Source organism: Pseudomonas sp. P65(2024) (genome assembly GCF_057480955.1).
In genome coordinates, this window is record NZ_JBLIYX010000012.1 from 120,951 (window position 1) to 133,647 (window position 12,697).

General features: G+C 66.8%; 14 protein-coding genes. 10 read left to right on the forward strand and 4 right to left on the reverse strand.

Features of this window, described 5'->3' with window-relative positions:
- Positions 1-2: 2 nt before the first annotated feature.
- The 4 genes from AC25MA_RS17260 (at position 3) to AC25MA_RS17275 (ending at position 3,012) form a co-directional block, all read left to right on the forward strand.
- Positions 3-380, forward strand: a complete 378-nt coding sequence (locus AC25MA_RS17260) for an SH3 domain-containing protein (protein ID WP_371349942.1) — start codon at positions 3-5, stop codon at positions 378-380.
- A gap of 7 nt (positions 381-387) precedes the next feature.
- Entirely contained in the window at positions 388-1,065 is a 678-nt protein-coding gene (locus AC25MA_RS17265) for a response regulator transcription factor (protein ID WP_028691090.1), read from the forward strand.
- A gap of 129 nt (positions 1,066-1,194) precedes the next feature.
- Positions 1,195-1,611 (forward strand): Spy/CpxP family protein refolding chaperone, encoded by a 417-nt coding sequence (locus AC25MA_RS17270; protein ID WP_028691091.1) that lies wholly within the window; start codon positions 1,195-1,197, stop codon positions 1,609-1,611.
- 12 nt (positions 1,612-1,623) lie between these two features.
- Complete coding sequence (locus tag AC25MA_RS17275) at positions 1,624-3,012, forward strand: sensor histidine kinase (protein ID WP_062360639.1); 1,389 nt, start codon at positions 1,624-1,626, stop codon at positions 3,010-3,012.
- 32 nt (positions 3,013-3,044) lie between these two features.
- Here AC25MA_RS17275 and AC25MA_RS17280 read toward each other — a convergent pair whose 3' ends face one another.
- Positions 3,045-3,602 (reverse strand): nitroreductase family protein, encoded by a 558-nt coding sequence (locus tag AC25MA_RS17280; protein WP_028691093.1) that lies wholly within the window; start codon positions 3,600-3,602, stop codon positions 3,045-3,047.
- Between the two features lie 181 nt (positions 3,603-3,783).
- Here AC25MA_RS17280 and AC25MA_RS17285 point away from each other — a divergent pair, with 181 nt between their 5' ends.
- The gene (locus tag AC25MA_RS17285) at positions 3,784-5,238 is read left to right on the forward strand and encodes a TrkH family potassium uptake protein (RefSeq protein WP_028691094.1); all 1,455 of its coding nucleotides are present in this window, start codon (positions 3,784-3,786) and stop codon (positions 5,236-5,238) included.
- On the opposite strand, the gene AC25MA_RS17290 is transcribed toward AC25MA_RS17285, so the two are convergent.
- Positions 5,195-6,241: an AraC family transcriptional regulator gene (locus AC25MA_RS17290; protein ID WP_028691095.1), complete on the reverse strand. Its 1,047-nt coding sequence runs from the start codon at positions 6,239-6,241 to the stop codon at positions 5,195-5,197. The genes AC25MA_RS17285 and AC25MA_RS17290 overlap by 44 nt on opposite strands.
- Before the next feature lie 154 nt (positions 6,242-6,395).
- On the opposite strand from AC25MA_RS17290, the gene AC25MA_RS17295 reads away from it, so the two are divergent.
- The gene (locus tag AC25MA_RS17295) at positions 6,396-6,707 is read left to right on the forward strand and encodes an Mpo1-like protein (RefSeq protein ID WP_028691096.1); all 312 of its coding nucleotides are present in this window, start codon (positions 6,396-6,398) and stop codon (positions 6,705-6,707) included.
- 102 nt (positions 6,708-6,809) lie between these two features.
- Positions 6,810-7,394: an HD domain-containing protein gene (locus AC25MA_RS17300; RefSeq protein WP_028691097.1), complete on the forward strand. Its 585-nt coding sequence runs from the start codon at positions 6,810-6,812 to the stop codon at positions 7,392-7,394.
- Positions 7,395-7,410: 16 nt separating this feature from the next.
- On the opposite strand, the gene AC25MA_RS17305 is transcribed toward AC25MA_RS17300, so the two are convergent.
- Positions 7,411-8,226 (reverse strand): UDP-2,3-diacylglucosamine diphosphatase, encoded by an 816-nt coding sequence (locus tag AC25MA_RS17305; protein ID WP_028691098.1) that lies wholly within the window; start codon positions 8,224-8,226, stop codon positions 7,411-7,413.
- A 124-nt stretch (positions 8,227-8,350) separates the two neighbouring features.
- Here AC25MA_RS17305 and AC25MA_RS17310 point away from each other — a divergent pair, with 124 nt between their 5' ends.
- Entirely contained in the window at positions 8,351-9,145 is a 795-nt protein-coding gene (locus AC25MA_RS17310) for a helix-turn-helix transcriptional regulator (RefSeq protein WP_028691099.1), read from the forward strand.
- A 58-nt stretch (positions 9,146-9,203) separates the two neighbouring features.
- Positions 9,204-10,091 carry a DMT family transporter gene (locus tag AC25MA_RS17315; protein WP_028691100.1) on the forward strand — a complete coding sequence of 296 codons (888 nt, stop codon included), beginning with the start codon at positions 9,204-9,206 and terminating at the stop codon, positions 10,089-10,091.
- Here AC25MA_RS17315 and AC25MA_RS17320 read toward each other — a convergent pair whose 3' ends face one another.
- Entirely contained in the window at positions 10,092-10,373 is a 282-nt protein-coding gene (locus AC25MA_RS17320) for an Rdx family protein (RefSeq protein WP_028691101.1), read from the reverse strand.
- 66 nt (positions 10,374-10,439) lie between these two features.
- On the opposite strand from AC25MA_RS17320, the gene AC25MA_RS17325 reads away from it, so the two are divergent.
- A complete protein-coding gene (locus AC25MA_RS17325) occupies positions 10,440-12,626 on the forward strand; it encodes a patatin-like phospholipase family protein (protein WP_028691102.1) in 2,187 nt (728 codons plus the stop codon).
- Positions 12,627-12,697: the final 71 nt, after the last annotated feature.

Here is a 12,697-nt window from a genome sequence, read left to right on the forward strand (position 1 = left end):
CGATGTCCCTGCTGCTTTGCCTGTTGCTGTCGTCCCCTTTCGCCGCGGCCGAACAGCCGCTGTCGCTGGAAGCCGGGGCGCGGATCACCGAGCTGCAGCAGCGCCTGGAAGAAAGCGAGAAACAGCGCGACGCGCTGACCCTGCAACTGCAGAACCAGGACAACGCGCGCGAAAGCGCCCAACTCTCGCGCCTGCGCCAGGACAACCAGCGTCTGAAGCTGGCGGTCAAGGAGCTGCAGGCCGCCAGCAGCGCGCCCCAGCGCCTGCTCACCGACCAGCAGCAGTGGTTCCTGATCGGTTCGGTCGTTGCACTGTTGTCGGCAGTCTGCGGTATCTTAGCCAGCGGCGGACACAGAAGACGCCGGCAATGGTTGAATTGAGTGAGACATGAGCGAGCTGTTACTGATTGATGATGACCAGGAACTGTGCGAGCTGCTCGGCAGCTGGCTGACCCAGGAAGGGTTTGCGGTGCGCGCCTGCCACGATGGCCAGAGTGCGCGCCAGGCCTTGGCCACCCACGCCCCGGCGGCGGTGGTGCTGGATGTCATGCTGCCCGATGGCAGCGGCCTGGAACTGCTCAAACAGTTGCGCAGCGAGCACACCGACCTGCCGGTGCTGATGCTCTCGGCCCGGGGCGAGCCGCTGGACCGCATCCTCGGCCTGGAGCTGGGCGCCGACGACTACCTGGCCAAGCCCTGCGACCCCCGCGAGCTCACCGCCCGCCTGCGCGCCGTGCTGCGCCGCAGCCACCCCAGCGCGCCCAGCAGCCAGGTCGAGATCGGCGACCTGACCTTCAGCCCGGTGCGTGGCGTGGTCAGCATCGACGAGCGCGAGATGACCCTTACGCTGTCCGAGAGCCGCATCCTCGAGGCGCTGCTGCGCCAGCCCGGCGAGCCGCTGGACAAGCAGGAACTGGCGCAGATCGGCCTGGGTCGCAAGCTCACGCTTTATGACCGCAGCCTGGACATGCACGTCAGCAACCTGCGCAAGAAGATCGGCCCGCACCCGGATGGCCGCCCGCGCATCGTTGCCCTGCGCAGCCGCGGCTACTACTACAGCTTGTAGGCGTTGGGGGGCCGCTTCGCGCCCCCGCTCATCTTTACCCAGCCTTTACCCTCGCCTGACCGCCCTTGACCTTGATCTCCCTAGACTGGGCTCATCCGGTAACCGCCGGCCCCTGAAAGGAGAGACACCATGCGCAAGACCCTGATCGCCCTGATGTTCGCCGCCGCCCTGCCGACCGTGGCCATGGCCATGCCTGACGGCGGCCCGCGCCACGACGGCCCCCATCATCGCGGTGACGCGCCTTTCGCCCAGCTGGACCTGAGCCGCGACCAGCGCCAGCAGATCGGCAAGCTGATGGGCGAGCAGATGCAGCAGCGCCGCGACATCACCGAGCGCTACATGGCCAAGCTGCCGGCCGCCGAGCAGAAAGCGATGAAGGACGAACTCAAGGCCAGCCACGACAAGACCGACGGCCAGATTCGCGCCCTGCTCAAGCCCGAGCAGCAGAAGAAGTTCGACGAATTGCAGAAGGAACGCGCCGCGCGCAAGGCCGAATGGAAGGAGTTCCAGGCCTGGAAGGCTGAAAAAGCCGGCAAGGCCCAGTAAGCTGTCAGCCCGATGCCCGGCCCGCGCCCCCGCGGGCCGGGCTTTCGCCCTTTCTCGGAGGTGCTCGTCTTGCGTTCACTGTTCTGGCGCATCCTGGCCAGCTTCTGGCTGGCCATCGCCCTGGTCGCCGGGCTGTCGATCCTGCTCGGGCACATGCTCAACCAGGACACTTGGATCCTCAGCCGCCATCCGGGCCTGAACAACTTGGCCAGTCACTGGGCCCAACACTATGAACAGGACGGCCTGGAGTCGTCACAGCGCTTCCTGGAGCGACGCAAGCAGCGCTACAAGATCGACGTGCAGGTGCTCGACGACAGCGGCGATGCCGTGGTGCCCGGTACCTTCCCGCGCCGCGCCGCCGCCTTCGAGGCGCGCCAGCACAACGACGAGCGCCGCCTGCCCTGGCGCCGCCTGACCGAGGAATACACCAGCCCCACCAGCGGCGAGACCTATCTGCTGATCTACCGCATTCCCCACCCCGAACTGGCCGCCTGGCACCGCGAGAGCCTGATCTGGCCGCTCAGCGCCCTGGGGATCGCCCTGGTGGTACTGACCCTGTTCAGCCTGCTGGTCACCCTGTCGATCACCCGACCGCTCAGCCGCCTGCGCGGCGCGGTGCACGACCTTGGACAGACCAGTTACCAGCAGAACAGCCTGGCGCGGCTGGCAGTGCGCCGCGACGAGTTCGGCGTGCTGGCCAACGATTTCAACAAGATGGGCGCGCGCCTGCAGAGCCTGATCGGCAGCCAGCGCCAGCTGCTGCGCGATGTATCCCACGAGTTGCGCTCGCCGCTGGCGCGGCTGCGCATCGCCCTGGCCCTGGCCGAGCGCGCCGAACCGCAGCAGCGCCAGGCCCTGTGGCCGCGGCTGACCCGCGAGTGCGATCGTCTGGAAGACCTGATCAGCGAGATCCTGGTGCTGGCCCGGGTCGATGCCGACCAGGCCCATGCCGAGCCCGTTGACCTCAATGCCTTGCTGGGCGGCGTGCGCAAGGACGCCCAACTGTCAGCGCCGGAACAGGACGTGCGACTGGAGGCGCAGACAGGCCTGACCTTGCACGGCTGGCCGACCTTGATCGAACGGGCGGTGGACAATTTATTGCGCAATGCCCTGCGCTTCAATCCGGCCGGGCAGCCGATCGAGGTGCATGCCCGCCGCGAACAGGATCGCATCGTGCTGAGCGTGCGCGATCATGGGCCGGGGGTGGCGGCAGAGCACCTGGCGCAGTTGGGCGAGCCGTTCTTCCGGGCGCCGGGGCAGGAGGCGCCGGGGCATGGCCTGGGGCTGGCGATTGCGCGCAAGGCGGCTGAGCGCCATGGCGGAAGCCTGGTGCTGGGCAATCATCCGCAGGGTGGGTTCATTGCGACGCTGGCGCTTCCCTGCAACCTCAGTGCTGGCTGACAAATCGCGGGGCCGCAGAGCGGCCCCAATGCTCACTCGCCCCAGGCGCTGACGTACCGCGCCGTCTCCAGGACCGGCGCCGTGCGCGGCTCGCCCATCGGCGTGCCGACATACAGGTAGCCGACCACCTCTTCACTCGCCTCAAGGCCCAAGCCCTCGTGGACATGGGCGTCGTACGCCATGTCGCCGGTGCGCCACACGGCGCCGATACCCTGGGCGTGGGCGGAAACGAGGATGCCGTGGGCGGCGCAGCCGGCGGCCAGGCGCTGCTCGATCTTCGGCACCTTGAAATGATCCTGCAAGCGGGCGATCACCACGATCAGCAACGGCGCCCGCAGCGGCATCGCCCGGGCCTTGTCCAGCGCGGCCGGAGTGGCATCGCCCTTGGCCTGCACCGCCTCGGCGAACAGCTCGCCGAGCTTCTCGCGGCCCTGCCCCTCGATAGTCAGGAAGCGCCAGGGACGCAACTGGCCATGGTCCGGCGCACGTAGCGCGGCCTGGAACAGGGCCTCGCGCTGGGCGGCATTGGGCGCCGGTTCAGTCAGGCGTGGCACGGAAACACGGTTGAGCAATGCGTCGAGAGCCTCCACGGGCTACCCTCCTGGCAGATTGGAAGTGCGGCCATTCTGCACCATAGCGCCGCCCTTGTGGGAGCGGGATTGCCCTGTCGCAGGAGCAGCAGCGCTTCCACGACACGCTCAATCGTACGTTTACATCACCTCCCCCACAGGTAGAATGACGCCCTTTCCGTAGCGAGTCAGAGCAGATCACATGGCGTTGCCGACCTTAAGGATCATTGGTTTCATCATCGGCATCTTCCTGATCACCCTGGCAGTGAGCATGGTGGTGCCCATGGCGACCCTGGTGGTCTTCGAGCGCACCGGCGACATGCCGTCGTTCCTCTGGTCGAGCCTGATCACCTTCCTCGCCGGGCTCGGCCTGGTCATCCCCGGCCGCCCCGAGCACGTGCACCTGCGTCCCCGCGACATGTACCTGCTGACCGTCAGCAGCTGGCTGGTGGTCTGCGTGTTCGCCGCCCTGCCGTTCCTGCTGACGCAACACATCAGCTACACCGACGCCTTCTTCGAAAGCATGTCTGGCATCACCGCCACCGGCGCCACCGTGCTCAGCGGCCTGGACACCATGTCGCCGGGTATCCTGATGTGGCGCTCGATGCTGCACTGGCTGGGCGGCATCGGCTTCATCGGCATGGCGGTGGCGATCCTGCCGCTGCTGCGCATCGGTGGCATGCGCCTGTTCCAGACCGAGTCCTCGGACCGTTCGGAAAAGGTCATGCCGCGCTCGCACATGGTCGCCAAGTCGATCGTCGCGGTGTATGTCGGCATCACCGTGCTCGGCAGCCTGGCGTTCTGGTGGGCGGGGATGAGCCCATTCGACGCGATCAACCACGCCATGTCGGCGATCTCCACCGGCGGGTTCTCCACCTCCGACCAGTCCCTGGCCAAATGGGACATCCCTGCGGTGCACTGGGTCGCGGTGGTGGTGATGATTCTCGGCAGCGTGCCGTTCACCCTGTACGTGGCCACCCTGCGCGGCCACCGCAAGGCACTGATCAAGGACCAGCAGGTGCAGGGCCTGCTGGCCATGCTGGTGGCCACCTGGCTGGTGCTCGGCACCTGGTACTGGGCCACCACCGACCTGCACTGGCTCGACGCCCTGCGTCACGTGGCGCTGAACGTCACCTCGGTGGTCACCACCACCGGCTTCGCCCTGGGCGACTACAGCATGTGGGGCAACTTCTCGCTGATGCTGTTCTTCTACCTGGGCTTCGTCGGCGGTTGCTCGGGCTCCACCGCCGGCGGCATCAAGATCTTCCGCTTCCAGGTCGCCTACATCCTGCTCAAGGCCAACCTCAACCAGCTGATCCACCCGCGGGCGGTGATCAAGCAGAAGTACAATGGCCATCGCCTCGACGAAGAGATCGTGCGTTCGATCCTGACCTTCTCGTTCTTCTTCGCCATCACCATCTGCATCATCGCCCTGCTGCTGTCACTGCTGGGCGTGGACTGGATGACCGCGCTGACCGGCGCCGCCGGCACGGTGTCGGGTGTAGGCCCCGGGTTGGGCGAGGTGATCGGCCCGGCCGGCAACTACGCCAGCCTGCCGGACGCGGCCAAGTGGATCCTCTCCGGCGGCATGCTGCTGGGCCGCCTGGAGATCATCACGGTGCTGGTGTTGTGCATGCCGGCGTTCTGGCGTCACTGACCGACAACCGCGTGCGGTACTCGCTCGGGGTGGTGTCGAACCAGCGGCGGAACGCCCGGTAGAAGTTGCTCGGATCGGCGAAACCCAGCAGGTAGGCGGTCTCCAGCAAGGTGGTGCCGGGCTGGGCCAGGTACTGCTCGGCCAGTTCGCGGCGGGTGTCGTCGAGCAGGGTCTGGAAGCTGGTGCCCTCGTCCTGCAGACGTCTTTGCAAGGTGCGCTGCGACAGGTGCAGGGCCTGGGCCACGGTCTCGCGCTTGGGCTCGCCCTGGGGCAGGATGCGGCACAGCACCTGGCGCACGCGGTGGGTCACGCGGCTTTCCGAGAAGCGCGCCAGGTATTCCCCGGCAAAGCGATCATGCAGCACCGCCATCGCCTCGTTGGCGGTCGGCAGCGGCGCCTCCATGTCGGCACGCTCGAGCACCAGCGCGTCATGGGGCGCGCCAAACACCAGCGGTGCATGGAACGCCACCTTGTACGGCTCGACATTCTTCGGCTGGCCGCCCTGGATCAGCACCCGCCGCGGCTGGATCGGCCGCCCGCTGAGCCAGGTGCACAGGGCCAGGGCACAGGCCAGGGAGGCCTCGGCGCTGTGCCGGGTCGGTGGCAGGTGATCGCCATGCACGGTCAGCACCAGGGCGTAGCCGTCCGGCTCGAGGCGAAAGCTCAGGTCCGAGCTCTCGGCGATGATCCGCTGGTAGCGCACCAGGCGCTCGAAACCCTCGGCCAGGGTGCGGCTGGACATCAGCGCATAACCCACCACATGGAACGAGGCCGGTCGCACCACCCGGGCCATGTTCAGGCCGATGGCCTCATTGCCCGACAACTCGACCGCCAGCTGCCACAGCCGGGTCATCGAATCCTGGGTGAATCGCGCATCGGGGTCGTCGAGGGCGGAAAAGTCGAGCCCTAGTTGCTTGAACATGGCCGGACAATCGAGCCCTTCCAGCTCGAGTGCCTTGACGATCCCTGATGCCCAGCTGGCTGACGTGGTTCTCTCACTCATGACAGGCTCTTGTGCTGACCGCTCCTGCGGTGAACCGAAAGGATACTCAATTGGCGCCTATTGTCACTGGCCACTGCCCCCAATGACTCTAGACTCGATTCAGGCTCCACGCCGTGTATCCTGTAAGCACGACCCGCAGATCCGGAAACCCGCCATGACCCGCACAGCGCAGTTCCGCAGTTTTGCCGAGTTCTATCCCTACTACCTGGGCGAGCACAGCAACGCCACCTGCCGTCGCCTGCACTTCGTCGGCACCAGCCTGGTGATCGCCCTGCTCGCCTACAGCATCGGCAGCGGCCAGTGGCTGTTGCTGCTGACCGTGCCGCTGGCCGGCTACGGCTTCGCCTGGGCCGGGCATTTCTTCTTCGAGAAGAACCGGCCGGCCACCTTCACCCATCCCTGGTATAGCCTGGTCGGCGACTTCGCCATGTTCCGCGACATCCTGCTGGGCCGGCTCAGCCTCTGAATCGGCCCGCAAGGCCAGGTTCGCGTCCCGGCCGGCCACTGCCAAAGCCCGCGCCCTGGCCAACACTGCCAGGCATGCCCCCGACACGAGTGGCCCGCGGCGATGAACAAGCAAGCGAATTTCAGCCACATGCGCGACGGCACCGCCCAGGACTGGGCAATCATTGCCGACGACTTTCGCGCATATGCCCAGCAGTTGCCCCAGCGCATCCTCGCCCACCTGCGCCTGCTCGATGGCGACTTCGGCGGTTTTCCCATCGATCGCCTGAGCCACTCGCTGCAGACCGCCACCCGCGCCTACCGTGACGGCCGCGACGAGGAGTACGTGGTCTGCGCCCTGCTGCATGACATTGGCGACACCCTCGGCAGCTACAATCACCCGGATATCGCCGCAGCGATCCTCAAGCCCTTTGTCAGCGCCGAGAACCTGTGGATGGTCGAGAAGCACGGGATCTTCCAGGGCTACTATTTCTTTCACCACCTAGGCATGGATCGCCACCTGCGCGAGCAGTTCAGCGATCACCCGCAATACCAACGGACCATCGAGTTCTGCGCGCGCTACGACGCGGCGGCATTCGACCCCGAGTACCCGAGCCTGCCGCTGTCGTTCTTCGAGCCGATGATGGAGCGGCTGTTCGCCCGGCCCAGGCAGTCGATCTACAAGACAGCCCTGAAAGCGTCGGCCTGACCGGCAGGGACGGCGATCAAGCCGGTTCACCAAGCTCCGCCAGGCGCGACGCGGCTTCCCGCGCCTGCGCCTCGGCGAACCGGTACAGCTCGATCCGCCCGTCCCAGTGCTCGATCAGCGCCGTGCACGACTCCACCCAATCACCGCAGTTGAGGTACTCCACCTCGCCCACCCGACGAATCTCGGCATGGTGGATATGCCCGCACACCACGCCCTGGAAGCCACGCCGGGTGCACTCGTGGGCGATGGCGTCTTCAAAATCGCTGATGAAGTTCACCGCCCCCTTGACCTTGTGCTTGAGGTACGCCGACAACGACCAATAACCGTAGCCATAACGGGCGCGCCAGTGGTTGAGCCAGCGGTTGAGCACCAGGGTGAATTCGTAGGCCCGGTCGCCGAGAAACGCCAGCCAGCGGTGGTAGCGGGTGATCACGTCGAACTGGTCGCCGTGTATCACCAACAGCCGCCGGCCATCGACGGTGAGGTGCTCGGCCTCATCCACCAGCTGGATATTGCCCAGGATCAGTTTCGAGTAGCGGCGCAGGAACTCGTCATGGTTACCGGTGACGTAGATCACTTCGGTACCGCGCTTGCTCAGGGTCAGCAGGCGGCGGATGACGTTGGTGTGAGCCTGGGGCCAGTAGATGCCGCCGCGCAGTTTCCAGCCGTCGATGATATCGCCGACCAGGTAGATGCGCTCGGCCTGGTAGCCCTTGAGAAAATGCGCGAGGTGTTCGGCCTGGCAATCCCGGGTGCCCAGGTGCACATCGGAAATCCACAGGGTGCGGACACGCAGCTTGCGTGACGGGCGAAGGGGTTCGGCGTGGGTCATGGGCAGGCTCCGGCGCTGTTTGCTGGAGACTGGCAGGCACCGGTGACAGATTGGTGGCAGGTGCATGACCATCCTGCGTCCGCCTTGAGGTGTACACTCTTCACCTGCTTCGTGAGGACTCACCATGACCGCCGCCCCCCTGCTTTCGCTGCGCCATTATCGCCACGACCTGATCGCCCACAGCCACGACCACTCGCAACTGGTGTTCGGCCTGGGCGGACGCCTGGATTTCGAGGTGGATGGCCGCGGCGGCAGGGTCGGTCGCCAGGACCTGATGGTGGTGCCTGCCGGTGCCCACCACACCTGCGGGAGCCCCGAGGGTAGCCACTGCCTGGTGCTGGACGTGCCAGGCGGGCACTGGCTTGGCGAGCACCTGGGCGAGCACGCCGACAACAGCCGCCGCCTGCTCGACCGCCCCGGCCCCCTGGGCCTGGACAGCCGCCAGCAGCAGTTGGTGGACTGGCTGGCGGCAAGCCCGGTGGACGACCCGCTGATTGCCCGCCAAGGCGCGGTGCTGTTGCTGGCCAGCCTCAACCCGCAGGTCGGTGCCCCGGTACTGGCCAGCAGGCGCCTGCCCTATGCCGCCTTCGACCGGCATATCGAGCAGCACGCCGCCTATCCATTGCAGGTCGCCGATCTGGCGCGGCTGGCCGGGCTTTCCAGCGCGCGACTGCATGCGCGTTTTGCCAGCGAGCGCGGTATGACGCCGATGGACTATATCCGTGAGCGGCGGTTGGCGATGGCCCGGCGACTGTTGCGTGAAACGCTGTTGCCGGTGGGCGAGGTCGCGGCGCGGGTGGGGTATGGCTCGCAGAGTGCCTTCAGCGCGGCGGTGATGCGGGCGTTCGGCTGCACGCCGCTGGCGTTGCGGCGCGAGTCTGGCGACAACGGGCGCGAGGTGGGCGACAGACACAGCTAGACCGGGCTCTTACACTGAGCGCCAGGATCTTCTCTCCCTGCGAATGCAAAGGACCACCATGAACCACCGCACCGCCCTCGGCGCCCTGCATATCGGCGCGCTGTTCTTCGGCCTGACCGGCGTCTTCGGCAAGCTGGCCGCCAGCGCCAGCCCCTCGATCATCGTCTTCGGCCGCGCCCTGTTCGCGGTGCTGGCCCTGACCCTGTTCGCCGGCCTGGCGCGCCAGGCCTGGCAGCCGCTGCGCGGCCAGGACCTGCGCCGCCTGCTACTGGGCGGCGCGCTGCTGGCCGGGCACTGGGTGAGCTTCTTCATCGCGGTCAAGGTCGGCGGCGTGGCCATCGCCACTCTCGGTTTCGCCAGCTTCCCGGCCTTCACCGTGATCCTTGAGGGCCTGCTGTTCCGTGAACGCATCCGCCGCAACGAAGCGCTGCTGGTGCTGCTGGTGAGCATTGGCCTGGTGCTGGTCACCCCGGCCTTCGACCTGGCCAGCGAAGCCACCGGCGGGCTGCTCTGGGCGCTGCTCTCGGGCCTGCTGTTCTCGCTGCTGTCGCTGACCAACCGCGCCGGTTCCGGGCGCCTGCCCGCCGTGCAGGCAGCGCTGTGGCAGAACCTGGTGGTGAGCCTGTGCCTGCTGCCGTTCGCCGCGCCCGGCCTGGACGCGGTGACGCCGCTGGACTGGCTGTGGATCGCCCTGCTCGGCGTTTTCTGCACCGGCGTCGCCCACAGCCTGTTCGTCGCCAGCTTGGCGGTGATCAAGGCGCGCACAGCCGCGGTAGTGTTCGGCATGGAGCCGGTGTACGGCATCGCCGTGGCCTGGGTGGTGTTCGCCGAACAGCCGACCCTGCGCATGCTCGCCGGCGGCGCCTTGATCATCTTCGCCATCGTGCTGTCCAGCCGCCTGGCCGCCGAGCAACCCGCCCGCCAGCCACAGCCCGAAAGCGCCTGATCAGCGATCGTTGTGGCCCAGGTCGCGCTGCGGATCGATCTGGTCGCGCACCCGCTGCTTGAGCACCTTGGCCTCGGGGAAGCCGCCGTCGGCCTTGCGTTCCCAGATCTGCACGCCGTCGCAGGTGATGCGGAACACCCCGCCGGTTCCAGGCTCCAGCGCCACCCGGCCGAGGTCGTCGGCAAAGGTGCTGAGCAGTTCCTGGGCCAGCCAGGCGGCGCGCAGCAGCCACTGGCACTGGGTGCAATAGGTAATGACGATTTGTGGCTTGCTGTCTGCCATGTAGGGAAACTCAGTAGGAAGGGCCGCTTATACTAGCGGTCTTTATCCTCTGGTTTGAGACTCACGATGCGCCGCCTGCTGTACTGCCTCCTGCTGATGCTCACCTCCTTCGCTGTGCTTGCCGCCGAGACGGCACGGCCGAAGATCGGCCTGGTACTGTCGGGCGGCGCCGCCCGCGGCCTGGCCCATATCGGCGTGCTCAAGGCCCTGGAGGAACAGGGCGTGCGCATCGACGCCATCGCCGGCACCAGCATGGGCGCGGTGGTCGGCGGGTTGTACGCCTCGGGCTACAGCATCGCCGAGCTGGAAAACCTGGCCACCACGCTGGACTGGCAGCAGGCGCTGTCCGATGCGCCGCCGCGCAAGGATGTGCCGTTCCGACGCAAGCAGGACGACCGCGACTTCCTGGTCAAGCAGAAGCTGAGCTTTCGCGACGATGGCAGCCTGGGCCTGCCGCTGGGGGTGATCCAGGGCCAGAACCTGGCCCTGCTGCTGGAAAGCAAGCTGGCCCACACCGCCGACATTCGCGACTTCGACAAGCTGCCAATCCCCTTCCGCGCCGTGGCCACCGACATCACCAGCGGCGAGAAGGTGATCTTCCGCCGCGGCCACCTGCCCCAGGTGATCCGTGCCAGCATGTCGATCCCGGCGGTGTTCGCCCCGGTGGAGTTGGACGGCCGGCTGCTGGTGGATGGCGGCATGACCGACAACATCCCGGTGGATGTGGTGCGCGAAATGGGCGTGGACCTGGCCATCGTCGTCGACATCGGCACCCCGCTGCGCAACCGCAAGCAACTGGCCACGGTGGTGGACGTGCTCAACCAGTCGATCACCCTGATGACCCGGCGCAACTCCGAGGAACAACTGGCCAGCCTGCGCCGCGAAGACATCCTGGTACAGCCACCGCTGTCGGCCTTCGGCGTTACCGATTTCGGCCGCGCCCGGGACATGATCGACGCCGGCTACCGCGCCACCCGTGCCCTCGACCCGCGCCTGGCGGCGCTGCGCCAGCCCGAGGGCGACAGCAACCTGGCGGTGGCGCGCTCGCCGAAACAGCGCACGCCGATCATCACCGCCATCCGCGTGGAGAACGACTCCAAGGTCAGCGACGATGTGATCCGCTACTACATTCGCCAGCCCGTCGGCGAGCCGCTGGATCTCGGCCGCCTGCAGACCGACATGGGCACCCTCTACGGCCTGGACTACTTCGACCAGGTGCAATACCGCGTGGCGCACAAGGGCGACGAGCATACCCTGGTGATCAACGCCCGTGGCCGGCGTGGCGGCACCGACTACCTGCGCCTGGGCCTGAACCTGTCGGACGACTTGCGTGGCGACAGTGCCTTCAACCTCGGCGCCAGCTACCGGGTCAATGGCATCAACCGGCTCGGCGGCGAATGGCTGACCCGCGCGCAGATCGGCGACGAGCAGGAACTGTACAGCGAGTTCTACCAGCCCCTGGACGTGGGCTCGCGCTACTTCGTCGCCCCTTACCTGGCCTTGGGCTCGCAGAACGTCGAGGCGACCCTGGACAACGACCCGGTGGCCGAGTACCGCCTGGAACGCTATGGCTTCGGGCTCAATCTCGGCCGGCAGATCGGCACTTACGGCGAGGTGCGCCTGGGCGTGGGCAAGGCCTGGGGCAACGCCGAGGTGCGCATCGGCGACCAGGACCTGCCCAAGGTCAGCTTCAACGAGGGGTTCTACGAGCTCAAGTACTCGTTCGACACCTTCGACAACGTCTACTTCCCCCACAGTGGCGAGGACATCGGCCTGACCGTGCGCAAGTACGACAAGTCACTGGACTCGGACCAGAACTACCGGCAGTGGCTGTTCAACCTGGACAAGGCCTTCAGCAGCGGGCCGAACACCCTGGTGCTGGGCGGCAGGTATGGACGTACGCTGGATGACGCCGAGGTGGTCACTTCAAGCTTCGTGTTCGGCGGCGCCCGACAGCTGTCGGGCTTTCGCCAGGACTCGATCTCGGGGCAGAACATGAGCCTGCTGCGCATGGTCTATTACCGCCGCCTGACGCCACGGGCCTACCTGCCCCTGGACTTCCCGTTGTACCTGGGTGGCTCGCTGGAGCGTGGGCGGGCGTGGAACAACGACAATGAGTTCGACAGTGGCTATATCAATGCGGCGAGCATCTTCCTGGGGCTGGAAACGCCGCTGGGGCCGTTGAACCTGAGTTATGGGGCCAACGATGCCCATGAGAAGGCGGTGTACCTGAACCTGGGGCACACCTTCTAGAACGATCGCGGGGCAAGCCCGCTCCCACAAGTCATGCAGACAATTGCGCAAGCAGACTCGTGGGAGCGGGC